17 protein-coding genes and 2 pseudogenes are annotated in these 24,172 nt (G+C 64.7%); 14 read left to right on the forward strand and 5 right to left on the reverse strand.

Going from position 1 to position 24,172, the window contains the following annotated elements:
- Positions 1–22 precede the first annotated feature (22 nt).
- The 10 genes and pseudogenes from ABIC16_RS20805 (at position 23) to ABIC16_RS20850 (ending at position 9,962) form a co-directional block, all read left to right on the forward strand.
- Positions 23–1,012: an FAD-binding oxidoreductase gene (locus ABIC16_RS20805; RefSeq protein ID WP_354292832.1), complete on the forward strand. Its 990-nt coding sequence runs from the start codon at positions 23–25 to the stop codon at positions 1,010–1,012.
- A 12-nt stretch (positions 1,013–1,024) separates the two neighbouring features.
- Positions 1,025–1,159, forward strand: a pseudogene (locus tag ABIC16_RS20810) (NTP transferase domain-containing protein); the annotation flags it as partial.
- A 319-nt stretch (positions 1,160–1,478) separates the two neighbouring features.
- Complete coding sequence (locus ABIC16_RS20815) at positions 1,479–1,799, forward strand: sugar phosphate nucleotidyltransferase (protein WP_354292833.1); 321 nt, start codon at positions 1,479–1,481, stop codon at positions 1,797–1,799.
- On the forward strand, positions 1,796–2,902 hold the full coding sequence (rfbG, locus tag ABIC16_RS20820) for a CDP-glucose 4,6-dehydratase (protein WP_354292835.1): 1,107 nt from the start codon (positions 1,796–1,798) through the stop codon (positions 2,900–2,902). Before ABIC16_RS20815 ends, rfbG begins: the two co-directional genes overlap by 4 nt.
- Complete coding sequence (gene rfbH, locus ABIC16_RS20825; protein ID WP_354292837.1) at positions 2,899–4,212, forward strand: lipopolysaccharide biosynthesis protein RfbH; 1,314 nt, start codon at positions 2,899–2,901, stop codon at positions 4,210–4,212. The genes rfbG and rfbH overlap by 4 nt, the downstream gene beginning before the upstream one ends.
- Positions 4,212–5,135 carry an NAD-dependent epimerase/dehydratase family protein gene (locus ABIC16_RS20830; protein WP_354292839.1) on the forward strand — a complete coding sequence of 308 codons (924 nt, stop codon included), beginning with the start codon at positions 4,212–4,214 and terminating at the stop codon, positions 5,133–5,135. The genes rfbH and ABIC16_RS20830 overlap by 1 nt, the downstream gene beginning before the upstream one ends.
- Positions 5,136–5,184: 49 nt before the next feature.
- Positions 5,185–5,523, forward strand: a complete 339-nt coding sequence (locus ABIC16_RS20835; RefSeq protein ID WP_354292841.1) for a tetratricopeptide repeat protein — start codon at positions 5,185–5,187, stop codon at positions 5,521–5,523.
- A 239-nt stretch (positions 5,524–5,762) separates the two neighbouring features.
- Positions 5,763–7,244, forward strand: a complete 1,482-nt coding sequence (locus ABIC16_RS20840; RefSeq protein WP_354292843.1) for a hypothetical protein — start codon at positions 5,763–5,765, stop codon at positions 7,242–7,244.
- Positions 7,199–7,975: a glycosyltransferase family 4 protein gene (locus ABIC16_RS20845; RefSeq protein WP_354292845.1), complete on the forward strand. Its 777-nt coding sequence runs from the start codon at positions 7,199–7,201 to the stop codon at positions 7,973–7,975. Before ABIC16_RS20840 ends, ABIC16_RS20845 begins: the two co-directional genes overlap by 46 nt.
- A gap of 76 nt (positions 7,976–8,051) precedes the next feature.
- Positions 8,052–9,962 (forward strand): glycosyltransferase family 2 protein, encoded by a 1,911-nt coding sequence (locus tag ABIC16_RS20850; protein ID WP_354292847.1) that lies wholly within the window; start codon positions 8,052–8,054, stop codon positions 9,960–9,962.
- Between the two features lie 57 nt (positions 9,963–10,019).
- Here ABIC16_RS20850 and ABIC16_RS21215 read toward each other — a convergent pair.
- A pseudogene (locus tag ABIC16_RS21215) lies at positions 10,020–10,205 on the reverse strand (transposase); the annotation flags it as partial.
- A 322-nt stretch (positions 10,206–10,527) separates the two neighbouring features.
- Here ABIC16_RS21215 and ABIC16_RS20860 point away from each other — a divergent pair.
- Positions 10,528–13,740, forward strand: a complete 3,213-nt coding sequence (locus ABIC16_RS20860) for a hypothetical protein (protein WP_354292849.1) — start codon at positions 10,528–10,530, stop codon at positions 13,738–13,740.
- A 105-nt stretch (positions 13,741–13,845) separates the two neighbouring features.
- Positions 13,846–16,104 carry a tetratricopeptide repeat protein gene (locus tag ABIC16_RS20865; protein WP_354292851.1) on the forward strand — a complete coding sequence of 753 codons (2,259 nt, stop codon included), beginning with the start codon at positions 13,846–13,848 and terminating at the stop codon, positions 16,102–16,104.
- 214 nt (positions 16,105–16,318) lie between these two features.
- Here the strand turns inward: ABIC16_RS20865 and ABIC16_RS20870 are convergent, their stop codons facing one another.
- Both ABIC16_RS20870 and ABIC16_RS20875 read right to left on the reverse strand, forming a co-directional pair.
- On the reverse strand, positions 16,319–19,042 hold the full coding sequence (locus ABIC16_RS20870; protein WP_354292852.1) for a glycosyltransferase: 2,724 nt from the start codon (positions 19,040–19,042) through the stop codon (positions 16,319–16,321).
- Between the two features lie 87 nt (positions 19,043–19,129).
- The gene (locus tag ABIC16_RS20875) at positions 19,130–19,792 is read right to left on the reverse strand and encodes an ABC transporter ATP-binding protein (RefSeq protein WP_354292854.1); all 663 of its coding nucleotides are present in this window, start codon (positions 19,790–19,792) and stop codon (positions 19,130–19,132) included.
- A gap of 119 nt (positions 19,793–19,911) precedes the next feature.
- On the opposite strand from ABIC16_RS20875, the gene ABIC16_RS20880 reads away from it, so the two are divergent.
- Positions 19,912–21,159, forward strand: coding sequence for a hypothetical protein (locus tag ABIC16_RS20880; protein ID WP_354292856.1), 1,248 nt, complete (start codon positions 19,912–19,914; stop codon positions 21,157–21,159).
- A 44-nt stretch (positions 21,160–21,203) separates the two neighbouring features.
- Positions 21,204–21,389, forward strand: a complete 186-nt coding sequence (locus tag ABIC16_RS20885) for a hypothetical protein (RefSeq protein WP_354292858.1) — start codon at positions 21,204–21,206, stop codon at positions 21,387–21,389.
- Positions 21,390–22,096: 707 nt separating this feature from the next.
- On the opposite strand, the gene ABIC16_RS20890 is transcribed toward ABIC16_RS20885, so the two are convergent.
- Entirely contained in the window at positions 22,097–23,266 is a 1,170-nt protein-coding gene (locus tag ABIC16_RS20890; protein ID WP_354292860.1) for a KpsE/RkpR family capsule polysaccharide export protein, read from the reverse strand.
- Positions 23,267–23,324: 58 nt separating this feature from the next.
- Positions 23,325–24,134, reverse strand: a complete 810-nt coding sequence (locus ABIC16_RS20895) for an ABC transporter permease (RefSeq protein ID WP_354292862.1) — start codon at positions 24,132–24,134, stop codon at positions 23,325–23,327.
- Positions 24,135–24,172: the final 38 nt, after the last annotated feature.

Genomic DNA, 24,172 nt, shown 5'->3' on the forward strand with positions numbered 1-24,172 from the left:
ATTGTCTTGTAAGCAGCCGCCCATGCATCTCGTCACGCTGAACAATGGCCGCACGTTCACAGCGGATCCTTCCCTCTCGATCCTCGATGCCGCGCGCAATGCCGGGATCGTGCTGGAGTATAGCTGTCGCACCGGGCGCTGCGGAATCTGCAAGGCACCCGTCACCGCAGGCGAAACCGCCCTCCTGCGCCCGGAAGACGAGAGCTTGCCGCCTGAGGACGCGGCGACGGGCCTGATCCTGACCTGCTGCCGCGCGGCGGCAGGCGATGTCGTCCTCGATATCGAGCCGCTCGACCGGCTTGCCGGGCTCACTATCAAGACCATGCCGGCGCGGATCAGCATGATCGAGCGGCTTGCGCCCGATATCGTCCGCGTCGTGCTGCGCACCCCGCCCGCCTCGCCGATGCGCTTCCTTGCGGGCCAATATATCGACGTGCTCGCGGAAGGTGTGCGCCGCAGCTATTCGCTGGCCAATGCGCCGCGGGCCGACGGGATGCTGGAGCTGCTTATCAAACGGTATCCCGGCGGCGTGCTAAGCCAATATTGGTTCGAAAAAGCGGCAGTGAACGATCTCGTTCGCATCGAGGGGCCGTTCGGCACTTTCTTTTTACGCGAGGAGGGGCCGACCAACATCGTCTTCCTCGCCACCGGCACCGGCATCGCACCGGTCAAAGCACTGCTCGAGGAGATCGCCACCGATCCGACGCGCGCCGCCCGGCATCGTCTGTCCGTCTTCTGGGGCAACCGGGAGCCCGAGAACTTTTGCTGGGATCCCTCCGCCTTGAGCCTCGACATACGCTTTCATCACCTACTATCGGGGCTTGATGCCGCTTGGGCGGGGGGGCGTGGCTATGTGCAGGAGGCCGCCGTTCGTGACGGGATCGACCCTCAGGATACGGTGGTCTATGCCTGCGGCTCGAGCGCGATGGTGGCGTCGGCGCGGGCGGCCTTGTTTGCGCTCGGCTTCCCGTCCAAGCGTTTCTTCGCTGACGCATTCGTCAGTTCGAGCTGAGGGAGATAGCAAGTGAAGGCAGTAATCCTGGCGGGCGGGCTTGGCACCCGTTTCGCGGAAGAAACGAGCGTCCGCCCCAAGCCGATGATTGAGGTGGGGGGGCGCCCGATCCTGTGGCATATTTTGAAGATCTATGGCGCGCATGGCATAAACGATTTCGTGATCTGCTGCGGCTATAAAGGGTATGTCATTAAGGAGTATTTCGCCAATTATTTCTTGCACATGTCCGATGTTACCTTCGACATGTCGCATAATGAGATGATCGTTCACCAGAAGCGGGCCGAGCCTTGGCGGGTGACGCTGGTCGATACCGGCGACGACAGCATGACCGGCGGCCGCCTGAAGCGCGTGGCCGATCATGTGAAGGACGAGGAACAGTTCCTCTTCACTTACGGCGACGGCGTGGGCAACATCGACGTCACCGCCTCGATCGCCCTATCATCGCCGCCACGGCAAGCTCGCCACCATGACCGCCACTTATCCCCCGGCGCGCTTCGGAGCGCTGGAAATCACCGACGACGGGCAGATCACCCATTTCCTCGAGAAGCCGCAGGGCGAGGGCGGCCTCATCAACGGCGGCTATTTCGTCCTCAGCCCCAAGGTGATCGATTATGTCGAGGACGACGCGACGACCTGGGAGCAGGAGCCGCTGCGCGCCTTGGCCGACGACGGCGAGCTGATGGCGTTCGAGCATCGCGGCTTCTGGCAGCCGATGGATACGCTGCGCGACAAGCATCACCTGAACGACCTCTGGACCAGCGGTAAGGCGCCGTGGCGGGTCTGGTGACGAAGGTGGCACCGGGATCAGTCGACCCCGCCTTCTGGGCGGGCAAGCGCGTTTTCCTGACCGGTCATACCGGCTTCAAGGGGGGCTGGACGGCGCTGTGGTTGCAGCGGATGGGGGCCGAGGTTACCGGCTTCGCGCTGGTGCCGCCGACCGAACCTGCCCTGTTCGACGTCGCGCGCGTGGGGGCGGGCATGACCTCGATCATCGGCGACATCCGCGATCGGGAAACGCTCGTACGGGCCCTCGTCGAGGCCGATCCGGAGGTCGTGCTCCACATGGCGGCGCAGCCGCTGGTGCGCGCCTCCTACGACGATCCGGTTGGCACCTATGCCACCAACGTGATGGGCACGGTGCATTTGCTGGAAGCCGTGCGGCAGGCCTCGTCCGTCCGAGCGGTCGTCGTCGTCACCACCGACAAATGCTACGAAAACCGCGAATGGGTGTGGGGCTATCGCGAGGACGAGGCGATGGGGGGCTATGACCCCTACAGCAATTCCAAGGGCTGTTCCGAACTCGTCACCAGCGCCTATCGCCGCTCCTTCTTCGCCGGACAGCGCGGCGCCGCGATTGCCTCGGGCCGGGCGGGCAACGTCATCGGCGGTGGCGACTGGGCAGCCGACCGCTTGATCCCCGATATCCTGCGTGCGATCGCCGCGGGCGATAAGGTGCTGATCCGCAATCCGCTGGCGATCCGCCCCTGGCAGCATGTGTTGGAGCCGGTCGCGGGCTATCTCGTGCTCGCGCAGGCGCTTTGGAACGATCCCACGGCCGCCGAGGCGTGGAACTTCGGCCCGCGCGACGAGGATGCCAGGCCAGTCCAGTGGATCGTCGAAACGATGTGCGCTCTATGGGGTGGTGATGCCGGCTGGATCCACGACGACAGCACCCAGCCGCACGAGGCGCGCTACCTCAAGCTCGACATCTCCAAGGCACGCGCCGGGCTCGGCTGGGGGCCGCGCTGGTCGCTCGCCGAGGCGCTTGCCAGCATCGTCGCCTGGCATCGTGCCTGGACGTCCGGCGCCGACATGCACGATCACTGCCTCTCCGAAATCGCACGCTTCTCCGGCGCTGACGCCGCTCCTGCCACATGGGAAAACCAATGACCGCTGACAACCTTCGCCAACAGATCCGTTCGCTCGTAGGCGAATATGCCAAGGCGCAATTCGCGCCGAAGCCGTTCGTGCCAGGCGAAACCGTTATCCCGCCGGCGGGCAAGGTAATCGGGGCGCCCGAGATCGAGTTGATGGTCGAAGCATCGCTCGACGGATGGCTGACGACGGGCCGCTTCAATACCGAATTCGAGAAGGGACTGGCTAAACTGACCGGCGCGCCCTTCGTGCTCACCACCACTTCGGGATCGTCGGCTAATCTGCTGGCGCTCTCCTGCCTCACCAGCCACAAGCTGGGCGATCGGCGCCTGAAGCCGGGTGACGAGGTGATCACCGTTGCCGCCGGCTTCCCGACGACGGTCAACCCCTCGATCCAGCACGGGCTGATCCCCGTGTTCGTCGATGTCGAACTCCCGACCTACAATATCGACGCCTCGCTGATCGAGGCGGCGATCACCGAGAAGACGGGCGCGATCATGATCGCGCACACGCTCGGCAACCCGTTCAACCTGGCCGAGGTGCGCCGCATCTGCGACGAACACGACCTGTGGCTGGTCGAGGATTGCTGCGACGCGCTGGGCGCCACCTATGACGGCAAGAAGGTGGGCCTCTGGGGCGATGTCGCCACCCTTTCCTTCTACCCGGCGCACCATATCACGATGGGCGAGGGTGGCGCCGTCTTCACTCGCTCGGCGGAGCTGCGGCCGATCATCGAATCGATCCGCGACTGGGGCCGCGACTGCTATTGCGCGCCGGGCTGCGACAATACCTGCGGTTCGCGCTTCAGCCAGCAGCACGGCACGCTGCCGTTCGGCTACGACCACAAATATGTCTATTCGCATCTCGGCTACAATCTGAAGATCACTGACATGCAGGCCGCCTGCGGCTTGGCGCAGCTAGATCGCGCCGAAGGCTTCGTGGAGGCGCGCCGCCGCAACTTCCGTCTGCTGACCGAGCGGTTCAAGAGCCTGGAAGAGGTCTTCATCCTGCCCAAGGCGACGGCCAATTCGGATCCGTCATGGTTCGGCTTCCCCGTGATGTTGCGTGAGGGCGTGGACGCCAAGCGCGTGGACATCACCCGCTTCCTCGATCAGAACAAGATTGGCACGCGGCTGGTTTTTGCCGGAAATCTTACTCGCCAGCCCTATTTCCAGCATGTTGAGCATCGCGTGGTGGGCTCGCTCGCCAACACCGATCGGGTGATGAACGACAGCTTCTGGCTGGGCTTGTTCCCGGCTCTCGGCGAAGAGCATTTCGATTTCGTGGCGAGTAAGCTCGAGGAGTTCTTCGGGTTGAACTTCTGATGCCGGAAGTGGCCGGGGCCGGAGCCGTGCGGATTCTGCTGACGGGCGGCACCGGCTATATCGGGCGTCATGTTGCAGAGGCCTGCCTCGATTGCGGGTGGGAGGTCCACCTTCTCACCCGGCCTGCCAGCATCCTTCCCCCGGCCCTCGATGGCCGGGTCGGACGGCACGATCATCAGCCGACGTTCGAGAGCCTCAATGCCGTGCTGCGGGCCGTGCGACCGGAGTGTGTGGCGCATCTGGCGAGCGCCCCTGCCGGCGCCCGCGATCCCGAGCAGGTGCAGCAGACGATCGAGACGAACGTTACCCTGCCCACGCTCCTCCTGGAGGCGATGGCGGCCAACGGGATCGGCCGGTTCGTCAACACCGGTACTTTCTGGCAGCATTACCGGGGCGAGGCGTTCTGCCCGGTCGATCTCTATGCGGCGGCGAAACAGGCGTTTCAGGACGTGGTGCGCCATTATGCCGTCAACCGCGGGCTTGTGGCAATCACGCTCAAGCTGTTCGACACCTATGGGCCGGACGATCCGCGCCGCAAGATCGTGACCCTGCTCGTCGATGCGGCGCGAAAAGGCGGCGATCTGGGCATGTCGGGGGGCGAGCAGATCCTCGATCTGACCCACGTCGCCGATGTCGGCCGTGCCTTCGTCCAAGCGATCGCGTTGGCGCTGGCGGCGCCGGGCGGGCACGAGGCCAGCTATTTCGTGAGTGGGGAGCGGATGTCCCTGAAGGAACTGGCTAGGATCGTCACCGCGGCCGTCGGGCAGCACTTCGCCCCGCGCTTCGGGGCGCTGGCCTATCGCGAGCGTGAGATCATGGTGCCGATCGATCCCGGTACGGACCGGCTGCCCGGCTGGGCGCCCAAGCATCGCGTCGGCGACATGATCGCGACGCTGCTGCCCGGCGGCCCGGCTGTCGCCTGACCATGGGGCAAGTGGCCATCGGCCCGTTCCTCTCGCCCGGAGACGAGATATGGGCTTGATCGCAGACCGCCTGCGTCGCCTGTTGGTGGCACTCGGCATCCGCCGGCGCCTGACGCGCAGGGCTGATCGTGCCCGCGACGCCCGCGCGTTCGCTGAGGCCGCGGCGCTGTACGAACGCGTGCTCCGCCTCACGCCGCAGGATGCGCGGATCCACATCCAGGCCGGCCATATGGCCAAGGAGGCGGGCGATCCGGTCGGGGCAGAGCGGCATTACCGGGCGGCGATCGCCGCCGCGCCCGAGGATCGCGACGCGCGCCGCTCCACCTTGCCCATCTCCTCAAGAACAGCGGCCGCCTGCGCGAAGCTCATGCCCATTTCTGGCGCCTGAGCGCGCTTGATCCTGCGGCGGGGGATGTTGCGGCGCTGGCCGACGAAACGCTGGTCGCAGGCTCGGGCCTGTTCGATCTGGATGTCTATCGCCTCCGCAATCCAGACCTAAAAAGCGGCGATCTCTATCGCCACTTCATCGACCATGGGCTGACCGAGGCCCGCCCCGCGTCCCTGCTGTTCGACGTGGAATGGTATCTCGCCCGCTACCCGCAGGTGCGCGGGGCCCCCGGCGGGCCGATGCTGGACTATCTGCGCCACCCCCAAGGCACGCGCGATCCCAACCCCTTCTTCAGCAACCGCGCTTATCTGGCGGCGCTCGGGGGCCGCGATACGGGCGGTCTCGCCCCGCTCGTCCATTATCTCGAACAGGGTGCGGCCGAGGGCCTGCCGGCGTTCGATGTGGCGCATCCGGCGTTCGATGCGGTGTATTACGCCGGAGTTTATCCCGACGTGCGCGCCTCGGACCTACCGCCGCTCGCCCATTTCCTGCGCATCGGCCTGGCCGAAGGCCGCTACCCCAAGGCGCGCCCGCCGAGCCCGATCGACCTGTTCGACGATGCCGCCATCGCCGCGCCTGTCCCGGCCCCGCCGGAGCGGATCACGGACGAGGCGGAGGCGGTCCGCTTCCTCATCGCCCTGCTGCGGGCGCGGCCCGATCTGCGGCAGCGTTTCCCGGATGCGCTGTCGGCCGGGGCGGAGGGGGCGTTCGCCGTCTGGCTTGCAAAAGAGGGCGCGGTCGAACTGGGTCTGTCGGGGAAGGCGCTCGCCCCTATCGCCGCCGCCTTCCGCGCCGATCCGGGCGCGCGGATCCGCCAGATGCGCCTGATCCACGCCGATGTCGCCCGCGCGCATCTGCTGGCGCTGACGCCGGCGGGGGCGGGCGATCTGCTGGCGGCGGTGGCGGCGGACGGCACGCTCGGCGGCGAACCAATCGATCTGGCCCACCTGTGGTGGTTTCTGCTGACGGTGGCGGAAAAGCCGGCGGACGGCCTGGTCGAGACCTTCTTGTTCACCCCCGTCTGGCAGAGGCTGTTCCCCGACGGGGTGACGGTGTTCGGCCGCCGCAGGCTTGGTGAGTGGCTGGTGGCGAGCTTTGGCATTGCCGGGGACTGGACGGAGCCAGCCCGCTGGCCCGAACCGTTCACCTCCGCCGAACAGATCCGCATAGCATATGCGGCGCGGGCTGACTGGCGGGCGGCGTACCCGGCACCTTTCGCCGATACAGCCGCGGCAGAGGCATTCCTTGTCTGGCAGGGGACGCCGGCGGCGGGGCTCGACGAGGAGGCGACGGCCTGGCTCGTCCGGCAGGACAGGGCCGCGCTCGCCACGGAGCTGGCGATGCCCGGCTTCAACATGCTTGGCCATTTCTGCTACGCCTCGGGCCTGCGCACCTCCGCCGAGACGCTGGTCGAGGGTTTCCCCGCCGCACAGGCGGCGCCGTCTCACTCCGCGACGTGTGGGTGCAGGGGCGCGGCGACGAGGACCGGCATGCGGCTTATGTCGGCCTCGAGGTGTATGACGTCACCATCATCCATACCCAACCCGAGCCCTTGTTCGACGTGGCCTATGACCGCGCTGGCCTCGCCCCGCGGACCCCGCGCACCTACCGGATCGGCTATTGGTACTGGGAGCTGGAGACGATCCCCGCGCACTGGCAGGCACAGGCTGATCAGGTGGACGAGATCTGGGCGGCGACGCGCTTCGTGGGCGATGCGCTGAAAGAACGGTTCGACCTGCCGGTCCACGTCATCATGCCGGGCCTCGAACATCCCGTGTTCGAGCGGAGATCGCGCGCTCATTTCGGTTTGCCGGAAGGGACATATCTGTTCCTGTTCACCTTTCACATGGCCAGCATCATGGAGCGCAAGAACCCGCTGGGGCTGATCGAAGCGTTCATCATGGCGTTCGGAAAGGACAATGGGGTCGGTCTCGTCCTCAAGACCTCGTTCGGCCACATGTATCCTGAGCAGTTGGCCGAGCTGCAGGCAGCGGGTACAGGCTACAACGTTATCATCCTCGACGCCATCTATGCGCAAGGCGACGTGCTGGCGCTGATGGATGCGTGCGACGCTTACGTCTCGCTTCACCGCAGTGAGGGCTATGGCCTCACGATGGCGGAGGCGATGCTGCTCGGCAAACCAGTGATCGCGACCGCTTATTCGGGCAATCTGGATTTCATGACCGAGGAGACGAGCCTGCTCGTGCGCCACGAGCTCGTCACGCTTGATCGCGATTATCCGCCCTATAGAGCGGGCACGCGCTGGGCGCATGCCTCACTGACCCATGCCGCGGAATGCATGCGTAAGGTCCACGACAATCCCGAATGGGCGCGCGCACTGGGCGCAAAGGCTAAGACGGATCTGGCGACGCGCATGTCGTTCGATGCGTCGGGGCGTAAGGTGGCGGCGCGGATCAGCGCGATTGAGACGATGCGATCTCAAAACGCATAACGGGCCTCCCGCCCTGCTCCTTGGGCGGGGCGGCGTGCTACAGCGGATAGACCCTTATCCATTCTTCAGGAGACTTATGCTGTTCCTTTCCTGGCTTTCGCCCCTGAAACGGGCGCGCCGTGCGGCGCGGGCGGCGCAGTGGGCAGCGGCGGTAGCGGCCTATCGCGCACATCTGGCGCGGCGCCCGACGGACGGGGCGGCTTGGGTCCAGCTCAGCCACAGCTTGAAGGAGACGGGGGCGCTAGAGGAGGCGGCCGCCGCCTATCGCACCGCGGCAGCGCATCTGTCGGAACAGGCGGAGGTATGGATCCACCTCGCCTATCTCGAACGTCGCCTCGGGCGACGCGAGGCGGCGATCGCAGCGTTGCAGGAAGCTCTCGCGATGGCGGACGGTGGGAGCGCGGCGCAGGCACTCATCGAAATGGGCGCGCGCGAGCGACTGCCGTCGGCGGCGCAGCAGTCGATCGAGGCGCAGAGCGGTGATTATGCCCTGTCGCGTTATCCGGCATGGACCAGAGCGGGCAGGCGCCCTTCCCTGCCCTTACCCACCGGTGCCCAGGTGCTGGCCCTGATCGACGCGCGTGGCGCAGACCCTGCCCATGTCGCCATTACGCGCGAGACGCTGGGGGACATTCCCTGCCGTGTGATGACAGAGGGCACCGCGCTAGTCACAGCGGCGGGGGCAGACTGGCTGCTGCTGATGGAAGCCGGCACGCGGCTCGCCCCCGATGCGGCCGGGCAGCTGCACGCCGCCGCCACAGGCACCGGCGCCGGGGCGGCCTATGCCGATCACGATCACTGGACCGCAGAGGCAGACGGGATCGCGCACCACGATCCCTGCTTCCAGCCGATGGCTGATCCCGTCTGGTTTGCCCGCGCCGCGGTGCGTCCGCCCGTCCTGCTGCTGCGGGCAGAAGCGGCCGCAGCAGCAGATGATTGGGAGGCACTGGTGGCGGGCCGGATGGAGTTGCCCCTGCGCTACGCCCATGTGCCGCTGGTGCTAGCAAGCCGGGCGGAACCCGCGCTCGTCGATCTTTCTGCCCCCGCCACGCCAGCAGCAGCGGCGGACCCGGCCCCCATCCAGATCATCATCCAGACGCGCGATGCGCCGGCCCTGCTGACGGCCTGCATCAACAGCCTGCGCCGCACCGCGGCGCATCCGAATACACTCGATATCGTCATAATGGACAATCGCAGCGTGCTGCCCGAGACAGCGGCGCTGCTGGCGGGCTGGCAGGCCGAGGGTATCGCCCGCCCGATCGCGCATGACGAGCCGTTCAACTGGGCGCGGGCCAACAATTTGGCGGCGGCGCGGGGCAATGCGCCGCTGTTGCTGTTCCTCAACAACGACGTGGAGATGGAGACGCCAGGCTGGGACGTTGCGCTGCGCGACGGCCTCGCCCGGCCGCGGACGGGCGCCATGGGCGCGCTGCTTCTCTATCCCGATCGGCTGATCCAGCATGCCGGCGTGATCTTCGGCATGGGCAGGGAGGGCGGCGCGGTTCACGAGGGCGTGCTCCACCCGACCGAGCCCGGCGGCCCGGCCGCGCGCTGGCGGCACCCGCGCTGCGCTTCTGCCGTGACGGGGGCGTGGCTGGCAGTGTCGCGTACGCTGTTCGACGCGGTCGGCGGGTTCGAGGAACGGCTGCCAATCGCCTATAACGACGTGGACTTCTGCCTGCGTATCCGCGCTGCGGGTGTCCATGTCGTGCAGGCGTCCAATATTGTCGCGGTCCACCGCGAATCCGCTACGCGCGGCAGCGTCATGTCCACCGCCGAACACGCCCGCGACCGGGCGGACTGGGCGTGGATACGAGAGCGCTGGGGCGCCGCACTCGATCTCGATCCCGCTTTCAACCCCAATTGGGCGCGGTCCGGGCAGCCTTTTGACGGCCTGCGGCGGCCCCCGGCCGAGGTGGTGGCGCAATGGATCGAGGCCAGCGTGCGGCCCGATCCATGGGCTGTCGTGCCCACGGCTGAGGGTTAGAGTCTGATCCACTGACCTGGATGCGGCACCTACAGCATGATGACATAACGTCGACCTGTATCCGGCATTGATGAGGTAGTTGCGGCACTCGTTGGATGTGAGGATGTCGGGCAGAGCTCCGACGCGCCGCCAGGTGCGTTGGTGTGGTCGTTCGGCAGCATTTCGCATCAGATGCTTGAGCTTGGCAAAGACCTGTTCGATCGGATTCAATCCAGGCGAGTATGGCGGGAGGAACAGCAACCTGTCCTGCGTTGCGCCGGACAGGACATTGGAGCGGTGTCCACCCATCCAGGCCGGTACGGCACTGCCCGTGTCACGACAGCGCCGCATTCACTTGATCGCCACGCACTTGGCGAAAATAGGAGGCGGTCTGAAACAAGTTAAGCCGGTAGATCAATGGCTTGTCGCCAGAGGTGGGATCGATGTATCGCCGTAGTGGAAGATGAAAACAGCAGTCGGATTGGCAGTATTCGGTAACTAGGGTTGGACTGGTGATAAAGCTTGGCATATCCAAGGTAAGTCTCCTGTCTGTCAGGGGTAGACTGCTGACCCAAGGCCACAAAAGATGAATGCCAATCTTGAGCGACAATTGCAGGACGCTCGATTATGGTTGGCTGATCCAAATCAGGATATTATTCTTGCGTATTTTGCAAGATTTACACTGCCATCTTGCAATCTCATAATGCTTTGTCAGCATCTTTCCGACGAAGAAATGGCGCTGTTTGCATCGAAGAAGTTTGATGTCGAGCAGCATGGGAAGGCAATATCAATTGCCCTCTTTGCTGTCGCCAAGCGCCTGCTCGCCGATTTTAATTTCGTGTCGGCACAGGAAGTCCTGCGGCATCCGCTGCTGCGCGATATCGATACGTCCGAGCTGCGGCTGGGCCTGATCGGCCATACCTATCATTTGCTGCCGGCGGACGAAATATTCGAAATACTGGCGCCCACCAGAAACCGCCTGTTTGGATCAGTCGACAGCTTCATCCTGCATCTGTCCTGGCTGGTCTGCGCCGCTTTTGCCGCTGGGGAGCTTGGGTTCGCCCTGAGCGTAGCCCAAGCGATAGGGGATGCCAGAGACAGGGATCCCCCCGCAACACCGCCTGCGCAAGCCATCGTCCGGCGTCTAATTCTGCTCGCCGGGTGGGATGGGATGCCTGACGACGATGGCGCGGCGGAGCCGGATGACTGGGACCGCGTGTCGCGCGACTGCCTGCTTCGGCTCGATGAATGGTCGATGCTTCAGGGGCTGTCGCAGCTTTCGCGCCTGCCGCCGCCGACCGCCGACCGGGCCGTCCGCAGGATCGCCCTGCTGGCCGCGACGACCCGCGCCGAGAGCTGGGCTATGGCCTATCGATCGGTGCTGGATCTCGCCGCCGGTGCCATCGCCGCCGGAATGGCGGAAGCGGACCTGTATGATGCTGCCGTCCGTCTGGGACTGTCGGGCGAGACGTTTGTCTATGCGGGGCGACGGGCCCTGCCGTCTGCTGACGGGCCGGACCCGCTCGGTGATCTGGCCGCCTTCAAGGCCGCCCCGTCGCTCGCCTCGGCGAGGCGGATATGGGCCGGCATGGCAGGCCGAGGCGACGCCGAGGCGATCATCCGGTACGCAGCACTCGACGAGGCCGAAATGGAACTGGCCCGTCTCGCTGTCGCCACGCGCGACGCTGCCGTCGAGACGGTGCCGATCTGGCTGTTCATGACCTGGCGGGATCACGTGCCCCGCCTGCTGTCCAACCTTGCCAACCTCCAGTCGCGCAAGGGCCGGATCATTGTCTCGGTAGGGGGATCGGGCCATCCGGCGGGAATCGAGCAGGCCAGCGCAGCGATGCTGGTGCCGCGCATATTCTTTCTCAATCGCGCGCCGCTGACATGGGGCGGGCCGAAGCTGCTGTTCCAGACGGTTCTGGAAATCATGGCGCTGTTTCGCGCCATAGCGCCGGAGGGCAGCTGGATGCAGGTGATCTGCGACCGCACGGTGCCGCTTCGGCCGATGGACGAGATCGCGCATCTCATGGTCAACCCGAAGAACCTGGCGAAGCTGAGCCGCTATCAGGGGGTCATGCCGGCCTGGGACGGGGAATTTCACCCCCATCAGGTCGATGACCTTCCCAGGCTGCTGGAGCGATCCATCGACAGCGTGTTCGAATCCGTCGACACGGCCGGATTGCAGGATATCGCCGGGCCGTTCCCCTATCATCCGGGTATGCGCCCGGATCACCGCCTGGATTCGTTCAGCTTCAATTTCGCGGGCACTCCGCGTTCGGCGCAGACGAACCCGAACGGGGATGATCAGATCTACGCCGTCTCCCCATATGACGCCGATATGCGATGGATGTCGTTCGCGCGTCTTCACGAATTTGTCGATGTCTCTCCCGAGACAGCCATAACCTATTCTCGGCGCATGCCCCCGGCCACGCAGGCGTGGGTTCATCGCACTCTCCGGAATCAGCGGCTTTGCAACGGCTCACCGTTCGTGTTCTTCAGTCGCGTCTATGCCGACGCCCTCCTGAACCGGGAAGACTTCTCCGAGACCTTTGCGGCGATGAACATGGGCTTTGGCCCGGAAATGAACTATTTTGACACGATGGCCGCCACGATGGGCGCCGGCGAAAATTTCATGCACAATTATGCCACCATAGAGGGGGGCATTTTCGAAGATCGTCATATCGCCGCAGTGTCATACAGCGTCGATGCCGAAGACTATATGTTCGCCCGAAAGAGCGAGCCGAACACCGGAGCCGAAATCCTGCGACATTTCTCGGATCGGCAATTGCTGGCCGGGGACCGGCGCGAAACCCACTGGGTCGCCGCCTTCAGTTCGGGGCCTCATGGCGCGGACCTTCTGCCCGCGATCGACGGCGAGCTGATCCGCAGCCTTGTCGATCGCGATTTCCTCTGCCGCGACATGCTCGGGCGGATGAAAATCAAGATGCAGCTCCGATCCGACGGCACCGTGTGGTCCGAAGAAGCTGGGATCGACGGAACCTGGTCTCTGGAGCCCGGGGCGCTGACCGTCGAGTTCGGCCGGAGCGATTACGGCACAAAGCGCTATGTCGGCATAGCGGCCAGCGCTGATCGACTGGTGCTGGCACCGGAAGAACTGGTCGGCCCGTTCAATCGCTGGAGCCTGTTCCTCGATTTTGCGCTGGACGGTATCAGCCATTCCTCGGATCGCCTGACGATCGGTACAGGCGTGTCGGTTCTTGCGCCTTGCAGATGGTATGGCAGCAGCAATTTCGATACTTGCGTGCTGGCTCCGTTCGCCCAAGGCGATGGGGCACTGCCGATCCCCGTGCTGGCCGAGGACGGATGCATCCTTGAGTTTCGCGATGCCGGACCCTTCTGGCTGGCGCTGGTGAGGATCGCCGGGCTGCCGTCCTTGCTCCGGCTGCGCGGCGCGGCCTATGCTAATGGGCAGACGCTGTACACGTTTACAAAAGCCAGCGAGGATGAGGCCCGCGGTTGGGACGCGGCCTTGCCCAACTCCCCCTATTTTAGGCTTTCGGCGGAGCAGATCGGCGGCCGCTGGCAGCTGGAAACGCTTGAAGGCGAGACGGAACTCACGTTCGAAACCGATGGAGCGATCCATGCGGGCGGGACGGCCGTCGGCCGCTGGATCTTGCGTACCGATGGCCTTCAGCTGTTCGGGATCGAGGGCCTTCGCGTAGGTCTTGCCAGCCAGCGCCGGGTAGAGGACGGCGCATGGCGTCTGTCCGGATGGGGATATGCACGGATCGGCAAGAAGGTGTCGTTCGCGCTGGCGCAGATCGCTTCGTGAAGCCGCTAGACGACAGCGGCGCCGGCGTAGCACATTCCGCATCCCCGCCGCGCCGAAAGTCTGACGGGGCCCCGGCCCGGGATGCGTTTGGAAAGGCTTTCGCCGTTGCTTAGCGCCGAGCAGCTTCTCGAGACACTCTGGTGGGCGTCGGTCAGCGGCAAGCCTCCCGATCCCGATCCCGACGACGCACCGCATCCTGCCGTCTCGATACTGGCCCAACGCATGTTTGCCGGTGCGCCGCCGGACTGGCCGTCGGCGGCGATCCATATCGAGGTGGGCACGCGGCGGCAGGCGGCAGGCGACACTAGCGGCGGGCTGATTGAGCTTGGCGCCGCTTATGCGTACACCGCCCCCGCCACCGCATGTTTCCTGCAGATCGCCTCGCTCTATCTGGCAGGCGGCCAATATGATCTTGCGGAACGCTGGCTCAGGCGCAAGGCAGGCCAGGTCGATGGCGGCAGCGACGCCGATACCTGCATCCATCTCGCGCATGCGATCTGGGGGAGCGGCCGATATGAGGCGGCCTTGGCGGTCTGCAACCGGCTGATCGAGCGGCACCCCCTGCATGTTTCCGGCGTCGAGACCGCGGCTCTGATGCATATGGAGCAGGGCGACCCGCGCATCGCCATGGATGCCTGCGTCGCGCTCCTCACGGCGCTTCCCGATGACCATCCGGTGCCGGTGGCGCTGGCCCATCGTGCCGCCTCGGCCGCGATCCGCGTGGGCATGCCCCTGCCCGAACCGATCAAGACCCGGATCGCCGAACAGGCGGCCAGGACGAACGACGTCGCCTTGACTAAGCTCGCGCGCCGGATTGATATCTGCGGGGTCGCACAGCGGGGCTGGTCAAGCCTGTTCGGCGATCCCGTGCCGGCGCGTGCGATGGAAGACCTGATCCTGGCCGACGACGATATCGACGTTCTCGAAAAGCTGTTCGCAGCCGAGCTAGCGGTGCCGGTCGTCGGTTGGAGGGAATTCACCGGCGCGGGGCCAACGGAGGGTGCGACCCCTGCAGGCTCCGGGCCGGCGGCCCCCGACGTTTCGCAGGAAAATGCCGAACGCGCTGCATCGGCGGCGGATCTTTCGCGCGGGGGCATCCTAGCGACCCAGTTGCACATCGTCGAAGCGAGCAGCGTGGTGCTCCTGTCCCCCTATGGCGGGGTCGTGACATCGTCGTCGTCGTTAATCCTGAACTACCACCCATCCCTCCGGGATTGCGGCTCGGTGATCGCTTATTTCATATCATCGCCCAGACCGCTGTTCATCTTCTTTGCAACCGAGGACAATTGGCCAGTCGCCTGGTATGATCCGCTGTCCCATCTCATCATCTGCCATGATGGCGTCATCGATCTGTTCAGAGACTATCTGCAGGATCGGGTCCGGGAACTAAAGCTGGCGTGTCTGGCGGATCCCGCCGCCACGCGAACCTATTTCATGGGAGAGGTCGCTCGTCGCACGGCGCCGCCATCGCTCATGTCGGGTATGCTGAACTATATCAGCACGCATCTGTTCTCCGATCTCCAGGGCCTGATGCGCTTTGCTGAGCATCTACCAGCATCGGCGATCGACTCCCTGATCGTCGCGGCGCCCGAGCCTTTCGGCCCCACCGAACATCTGCTGCCGGAATTCCGGGACGTGCCTGTCATCCGCGATCTTCCCGACCATGCGGTGGCCCTCAACCACCGCCTCTGGAAAGAGAACCGGATGGTCGTCCGCGTCACTGGGTGCGTCGTCGAGCAGCCTTTGGCGGACAGGGTGATGATCCATGCCGAACGCCATGCCGATCCGGCGTGGCGCCGCGAAGTCGATGCGCTGGTCGCCGGCGGGGGGCCGGTACTGTTCCTGTCGCTGCGCGCGCATGGCCGGCGCTGGCTGGCACCGCCATCGGCCATGGGCCAAATCTTCAACAGGCTCGGGGCCGAACATCCGGGTCTCGCCGTGATCTTCGACGGGCATTGCGTCGGCGCCTCACCGCTTCCGAAAAGTCTGACGGATCAGGAGGATGCGATGATCTCCGGGATTGTCGACCATCTCGACGGAGGGGTGCGCCATCGCGTGTCGGCGGGCAGGTCGATGCACGATTCCATCTATGCCGCTAGCAAGGCTACGCTGCATCTAAGTTCGCAGGGGACCAGCGCGACCAAATCGGTGCTGATCGCCGGCTTACCAGGCGTCGTCATCGGCTCGCGCCAGTTCGGCTGGATCGTCACCGCGTTTCGATCGCCGTGCCCCGAAACCATCCTGCTCTCCAACTACGCGATTGACGCCGAGGCGGGAAATATCCAGTGCGATTTCACGCTGGACCCCGAGCGCGTCCATGAGGCCTTGAACAGCGTACTGAAATCCGCCCGGACGCCGTCTTAGGGTCTGATCCCGCAAAGCCGGAACAGGCGGCGGCGCTGGCCCTGATTCGCTCGACGATCAGTTCGCGCGCAAATTCGGCAAGCCCCGAGAAGATTGCGAAGGCCACCCAGTCGATCGGGCGTTTCCATCGACGTTGCCGACACTGCCTTGAGTTTGACGACGACGATGATCGGCATGGATAGTGTTTTTCGGACAGCTGGTAGCCTGCAAATAGCTATCTGATATCCCGGCCAGTATCCTGCCATGGCCACGGCACGCGCGGATCGGCGGCATAGGCGAAGTCGATGCGGGCGAGATCGATGTTGGGCGAATAATGGGGATCGCGGTCCAGCACGTCCGCCCAGCGCCGGCGCATCCAGGCGGCCTCCTCATCCAGCCGCTGCGCGCGCTCGCCATGCTTGTCGCTGCCGCGTGTGCGGCTTTCCTTGTGGATAAGCGTGATGTCCGGATCGGCAAGGATCCTGAGGCCCTTGGCGCCGATCTTCAGGCAGAGGTCGACGTCGTTATAGGCGACGCGCAATTCCTCCTCGAAACCGCCCACGGCCAGGAAATCGGCCCGGCGTACGAACAGGCAGGCGGCGGTGATGGCAGAGACTTCCTGCAGCAGCCGCGCCTTGCCGAGATAGCCGGGCAGGTGGCCGTCCAGCCCCAGATGCGGAATGCCCGCCACGCGATGCGTGCCCATGCCGAGCGCGATGCCGAAATGCTGGAGCGTCCCGTCCGGGAACAGCAGCCGCGCGCCCACCGCGCCGATCTCGGGCAGGCTGAGGAAGGTGCGCGCCCGGTTTAGCCAGTCGCCCGAGACGATTTCAGTATCGTTGTTGAGGAAGCAGAGAATCTTGCCCGTCGCTGCCTCGGCCGCCAGATTGTTGATGCGCGAGAAGTTGAAATTGCCCGGATCCGGGAGAATGCGTACGCCGTGGCGCTCTGTCACTTCCTCGAACCAGGCGAGCGTCGCCGGATCGTCCGATCCGTTGTCGACTATGAGGATTTCGGTGCCGGTCGTATCGTGCGCGAAGATGGCATCGAGGCAGGGCTTCAGCAGATCGAGGCCGTTGCGCGTGGGGATGATGATCGAGACGGGCGTCTCGAACGTCCGTGTCGGCTTTACGCCCGCGCAGCCGGCAGCGAAGCCCTCGACCGAGCGGAGGGGGAGGCCGGTCCGCTCGAAATGGCCGTTGATAGCATGCTGGGCAGCGACAACCGCATAACCCTTCTGGTCGACCGACATGGCGGTGGAACCCGGTATAATCCGCCAGTGATAGAGGATGTGAGGAATGTGGACGATGCTGTCCCACCCCGCCGCCTCCAGGCAGCGCAAGGTCAGATCATAATCCTGGCTGCCTTCCAACCCCAGCCGGAACCCGCCGACCCGCTCGACCAGCGACCGACGATAGACACCGAGGTGGCTTACCATATTGTGGCCGTACATCAGAAAACGATTGAAATCGCTTTTGAAATAGGGCTGCACCCGATGGCCGTCGACCGTCACCTTGTCTTCGTCGGAATAGAAGATGTCGGCTTGCGGGTGGCGATTGATATAGTAGGTCAGCACGAATAGCGCATAATCGGGCAGCAGGTCGTCATGATCGACCAGCACGATGAAATCGCCCGTGGCGAGTTTCAGCGCGCTGTTGCTGGCGGCCGAGATATGGCCGTTAAACGGCCGCGCGACGAAGCGGACGCGTGCATCGCGCGCGGCATAGTCTGCCAAGATCCGAACCACTTGCGGATCGGACGATTTGTCGTCCGCAACGCAGATCTCGAAATCGGCCCAAGTCTGCGCCAGCAGCGAATCGAGACACTCGGCGAGCAGCCGCGGCGGCGTGTTGTAGGTGGGGATCACGAAGGAGAAGCGCGGGCGGATCGGAAAATCCGCCGCCATCTCCGCCATCCGATCATAATCGGCGGGGCGGGGGCTGCCGTTGCGCTCCAGCCAGTGGCGATAATCGTGGCTGAAGTTGATCGCGCGGGCCAGATCGAACCCCAGCGCCAGCGCATGCGAGGGGAACTGCGGCTGCGTCTCGTCGCGGGCTACGGTGGCGCGCAGCAAATCGAGCAGCCGCCCCATGTCGACATCGGCCGGGGCATCGCGCCGCACGGCATCCTCGATCGCGGCGAGATCGGGCAGGGGGGTGACGGTGATCCGCGGCAGCGTCAGCAGGCCCGGCCGCTCGTCCGGATCGAACCGGATGCGGCGGAGGCTGGATGGATTGACCAGCAGGATCGTCGCCCGACCGTCTGCGGAGAAGGCGAAATGTGTGCTGTCGCGCTCGTCGAAGCCTTTGCCGCAATCGACATAGATCTGGGCGACGGGCGGCGCCTTGCTGTCGAGCGCCTGCATCTCTATCGTCAGGAGTGCCATCGAGGTCGTCGGCTGCGCGCCTTCGGCCCATTCGAACAGGATCCACGGATCGTGCGACTGCGCCTTCAGCCGGTCCGTGCCCTCGATCGCCACGTCCTGTGCGTCAGTGGGCCGCAAGCCCGGGGCCAGCCGACCGAGATCGGCGAGGAGCGGGGCAGGGGCGGGATCGCCTCGTGGGCTATCGCCCGCGACATTCTCGCCTAACAGGGTGTATAGATCGCGCCTGGCCTGCACGCTGCCGGCGACGGCCGCCGCGCGCAGCCGTTCGGTACCGGTCCGGGGATTGCCTGCTGCCAGCAGCGCATGGCCCAGATGGAGTAGCAGATCGGGATCGCCGGGCTGTAGCTCCAGCGCGCGTTCATAGGCAAGGAGCGCGTCCGAGCGGCGCCCGATCTCCTTCAGCATATGGCCCAGCTGGATCCAGATCGGCCCGTCTTCCGGCCTGAGCAGCAGGTGGCGGCGATACTGGTCCGCCGCTCCTGCCCAATCGCGTGCATCGCGCGCCTGATTGCCGGCGATGCTGAACCGTGACCGGGGGCGACGGCGTTTGCGGAGGGCAGGCAGACCGAACATCGTGAGGCTTCTCTTACGGGGCGGCGCCGAGGCACCCGATGACGGCTGTTAGGCCGGATCGATTCCCACGGCCAGCCCTCGCCGCCCTCAGACCGGGCGGCCCTGAAGGCGGCTGTGGACGCCCCACGCCTCGTTCACATCGTCGAAGTGGATGAGCGAGCCGCCGTAGAGCACTGCTCCGCGCGTGCAATAGGCGTTAAGCGTGTGCTGGTCGTGCGAGATCATGATGAGCGTGCCCTTCTCGCGCCGGGCGACGAGTGCTGCCTCCGACCGCGCCCGGAACCGCTCGTCGCCAGCGGCAGTGATCTCGTCGACGAGGTAACAGTCGAACTCGATCGCTAGGCTGACCCCGAAAGCGAGGCGAGCGCCCATGCCGGCGGAATAGGTCTTCACCGGCTGCCGAAAATAGGTGCCGAGCTGGGCGAAATCCTCGACGAAAGCGAGCATCTCCTCCTCGGGCTTATCGTAGACGCGGGCAATGAAGCGGGCGTTATCGGCCCCGGTCAGGCTCGATTGGAAGCAGTTGGAATAGCCAATCGGCCAAGACGTGGTCATCTTGCGGACGACATTACCCGTCGTCGGCTGCTCGATCCCCGATATTAGGCGCATCAGCGTTGATTTGCCGGCGCCGTTGGCCCCGCAGATGCCGATCGCCTCGCCCTTGTTGATGGTGAAGTTGAGCCCTGAGAACACCCGCTTCTCGAACTTGCGGCCGTGGTAGGTCTTGCTGACGTCTTCGAAACGAATCACGCGAATGCATCCTTGATGACGCCGCGTATATAGCGATGCAGCCGCCGAATTCCATCCCGAGCGGCGCTCGGATCTGCGCCCTCGATTGCGTCGGCCTGTAAAGATGCTAGGGGGGCGCGATGAGCCAGACGATGGAAGCCGCAGACGGCGTCGAAGCCCTGCCGCTGGATCCGTTCGGAGCGCATCCGCAATGGGCGAGCCGGATTGTAGGGTTGGGCGGCCCGGAGCCAGCCCCCGATCCTGCTTATCTCTTCGAAACGCCCGACAGCCGCCCTGCGCTTGGCCTGAACAAGGCGGTGGTGCGCTTCCACGATCTAGTGATCACGCATGGCACCTTGTTGTTCGAGGTGCGGGTCCGTTCCGCGGTGCCGGGGGCTGAACAGATCCGCCTCAAGACGATCCCGCTGGGGGGGGCCGAGCTGATCGCGGCAGGCGGCGTCGTCGAACTGGAATTCGAAAGCTATCGCAACGCTTTTTATGCGATCGCCTGCGCCATCAACGGCGAAACGGACATCGCCGCCTCGGGCCTGTCGGTGGCGCTCGACCGGCAGGCGGCGCCGGACCATCATGCGCGCGCCTGGGACTGGCCGGCGGGACAGAAGGCGCCGCGTCGTCCGGGAACCGAGGCGGCGCTCGTCGCCCGGACGCTGACGGACCTCGATCTGCCGACGCTCGAACTGCCGCAGTCGCAGGTCGGTACGCCCCAGCAGTGCCGCGAGCCCGCGTTCAGGAGCGCGATACAATTGCTGTACCGCGATCCCTTGGGATCGTTCGAGAATTGGTCGCTCGCTTATGTCCTGCGCGCGATCGACCGCTTTGCCGACGACGGGCCAAAGCGGATGATGGGGTTCGGCGAGGCGCAGGCGCCGCTGCTGTCCTATTTCGGCGGCAAGGGAAACGAGCTTGTCGGCATGCGCCATGCGATCGATCCGCCGCCGTTCGATCCGGGGCGGGAACTGGGCGAGATGCGCATTCCCGAACTGTGCAGCGAGCGGGATTATTTCGACAATGTGCATCTGACCGTTGAGGACGTCCGCCAGACAAACCCGACCTTCCACGGCCGGTTCGACATTCTCTGGTCGATCGGCGCCAACCGCCTGATGACGCAGACCGAATTCATCAGTTTCGTGGTCAACGGCCTTGCCCATGCCAAGCCGGGCGGGTTGGCAGTGCACGTGTTCGATTATATCGAGGATCATGACGGCGAGCACGGTAATGCCCTGACCCGCCATGATATCGAGCGGATGGCCGTCCTGGCTCTTTCCCATTACAACGATGTAGGTCGGTTGCGGTTCGTCCATGGTATCGAGACACCGGCGCGGGGGGCGGTTCTGCCCTTCGGCATGGTGCTGATGCGGGGCGGGTGACAGGACGGCTGACTGTTTCGCCTGCCGAACCGGAGGATAGGCCTGTGATCGGATATGTCCTGTATGCGCTGCTCGCCGTCGGGCTGACGTTCCTGCTGAGCGCGTCCTTTCGCCTTCTGCGCCGCGACGACGAGGTGATCGCGGCACCTGATGAAGACGAGGCATTCAACCGTCGGATGGAGGCGATCGAGCGGCAATATGGCCGGGATGCGACCGACCGGCGGCGGTAGGCGCCGTTGCACGAAAGCTTTCGCTTTGGGCGGAAGGCTGGCGCATGGCCGCGCGCTGACAAGAACCCGGGGCCGTGATGATTTCAGCAACGGCTGGTCTCCGGCGCGCCGGAGCGGATCTACAGGCTGGCGGCGAGCCTGTTCGAATATCGCGAGACAGTGATGCAGCCGAGCCGCGCGGCGGCCGGCACCCGTCGAGAAAGGCAAGCAGCAGCCCTCTGTGGGATCGCGCTGTTGAACGGTCATACCGAAAGCCGCTCAACATCGCCGGGGTCGGACGCGCGGCTGTTCATAGCCTGGCGCCCGCCGCACAGCCGGCAATCGTCAATTTCGACGAGACATGGGCGCTGCTGCCAGTGCGGCTTCCGGGTGGCCGAGCCTGAGGAGCTGGATTTCCTGGAGCAGATCGCCTTGTTCCGGAACGCGCGGATCGTCGTCGGCCAGATGAGGGCGGCGAGACCATAAGCCTGTTCTGTCACCCGGCGACCAGCCGGATCTATCTCGCCCCGCAGGGTTAGATCGAGCCCTTTATCTCGATCTCGCGGCCCTGGGCGGGCAGCAGTACAACATCTTGTTCGGCACCCCGTCGTGGAAGGAGCCGATCCACCTGTCAGATTTCTCGGTGCCGCTGGCGCCGCTCGACGAGCGGCTCGCTTTCATGGGGTTTGGCCGCAGCCTGATCCGGCAAGCCGGATCAGGCTGCGCGCTCAGGCTGCGTGTTCGCGGACGCCTGCCAGAATCAGCCATCCTATCGCATAAGCGAGGGCCAGCGCGAAAAAGGTTATCAGCACGGTCCGCCCCCGCTTAGGATACAGCGATTTCACCGGCATATTCGCATCCACCACGCGCACGATGTAGAGTTGCTGGCGGGCGGCATCCTCCTGCGCCTTGACCAGCCCGGCGGCGGCGGCGGTATAGTTCTTGGCGCCAAATTCCTGCTGCACGCGCAGATTCTCGTAGCCGCCGAGGTTCGACGCGATTGTCCGGCTGTTGCCGGTCAGTTCGGACGACTGGCTGGCTATGACGCTCTGAAGCGAACGTATCGATCGCTGAAGCGCGATGTATTGCGGGCTGGACGTACTAATGGTGCCCTTCATCGCGGCGAATGAGGCCTGAGCCGAAGCCAACTGGCCCTTCAGGCTGGAAACCAGGCGAAGCTGCGTTTCGCCCGAGGCTTCGGGATTGATATCGCGCCCCTGCTGGCGATAGGCGGTCATCCGCCCCTGGATCTGCGACACACGCTGCTTGGCTTCCGCCAGATGCGCCTGCGCCTGCGCCACAGCATCGCGATAGCGGCGCCGGTTCATGCGGTTGACCTGTTCTTCACCCAGCGCCATCAGCGCATCGGCGATGGCGTGGGCATCGGCAGGTCGAAAGGCATGAACCGTAAGCGCGATGATGCCGTCCTCCTGGTGCTGAACCTTCACCTTGCCTTCGAAATAGCGCTGCAGATCCTCAGGGGTGGGGTTGGACTTGCGCAGCCTGCTCAGGACATCGGCCTCGGGCCGGCGGAACATGGCGACGAGATCGAGCTTGCGTGACAGATCGGCGATGGCCTCGTGCGACGACAGATAGTCGGGCACGGCCATCGTTTGGTTCTGGGAGCCAGCGCCGCCCAGTCCGAACATGGCGCCGAAACTGCTGGCGCCGCCGCCGCCGCCCGAGGTATCGGTGGAGACGATGAAATGCGCCTCGGATTCATATTGGTCGGCGGCCACCAGATAGAAATACGCCGCTACGATCAGCGTCGGCAGAACGACCAGCAGCAGTGGATAGCGCCACGCTGAGGCCCCGTCCCACCACCGGCGCAGCGTACTGCGCTGGTCGAACTCGGGAAGCGCCTGCGCTTCGAACCAGTTGTGGCTTTGGTTGTTCATCGTGTCTGATCCGATTGTGCCGACGGGCCGGGCTGTGCATTCGAGGAGGACGTGACGGTCACGACATGTGGAGCCGCGGTTTGACGGCGCGGATAGCGATCAGGCCGAGCAGGTTCAGGACCGCGCAGACGCCGCTCAGATAGCCGAAATCAACATAATCCAGATTGGCTGTGGAGAATACGCCATATCGGATGATCTCAAAAATGTGCGGAATGGGATTGAACATCAGGTAGTATCGATATTTCTCCGGCACCCAAGCCACCATGAAGAAGGCCGCCGAGAGGGGAATCATGAAATAGCTGAAGGGATGGACCATGCGCTCTAGGAACGGACGATCATGGGTTCCCCCGGCAACCAGCATGCTCAATCCGAAGCACAGGATGAACATGTAGCCGATGCCCGCCAGCAGGAAGAGCGGGCGTGCTGGCACCTCGACGTAGCCGAGGCCGTAGCAGATGAACATCAGGATCGTGAAGGCGGAGGTGGTGCCCGCCACTTCCAACAGCGCCCGACCGAGCGTGATGTCGAACACCGTCACCATCCGGTGATAGAGCAGCGGCATGTTGACATGCAGCGACCCTTCCGAGCGGTTGACGATGCCGCGGAACATGATGAAGTTGGTATAGCCGGTCACGGTAAAGGCGACCGGATTAATCGCGCCGCCATGGCTGCCGGTGGCCGAGTGGAGGATCGCGATCACCGATCCCAGCATCAGCGGTTCGCAGATCAGCCATAGGTAGCCAATATTATCACGGCCGTAGCGAGTATGCAGTTCGCGCATGATGATTGCGCCGATCACGCGCGCCTGAATGGCAAGGCATTTGGCGAGGGAGGCACGCCGCGGTTGCGGCAGGGTAAGCTCAGACATAACTGCTGCCACTTACCACCCCGCCCCGAAAATGCCTA

The sequence above is a fragment of the Sphingomonas sp. PvP055 genome (assembly GCF_040546365.1).
Classification (GTDB): domain Bacteria; phylum Pseudomonadota; class Alphaproteobacteria; order Sphingomonadales; family Sphingomonadaceae; genus Sphingomonas; species Sphingomonas echinoides_A.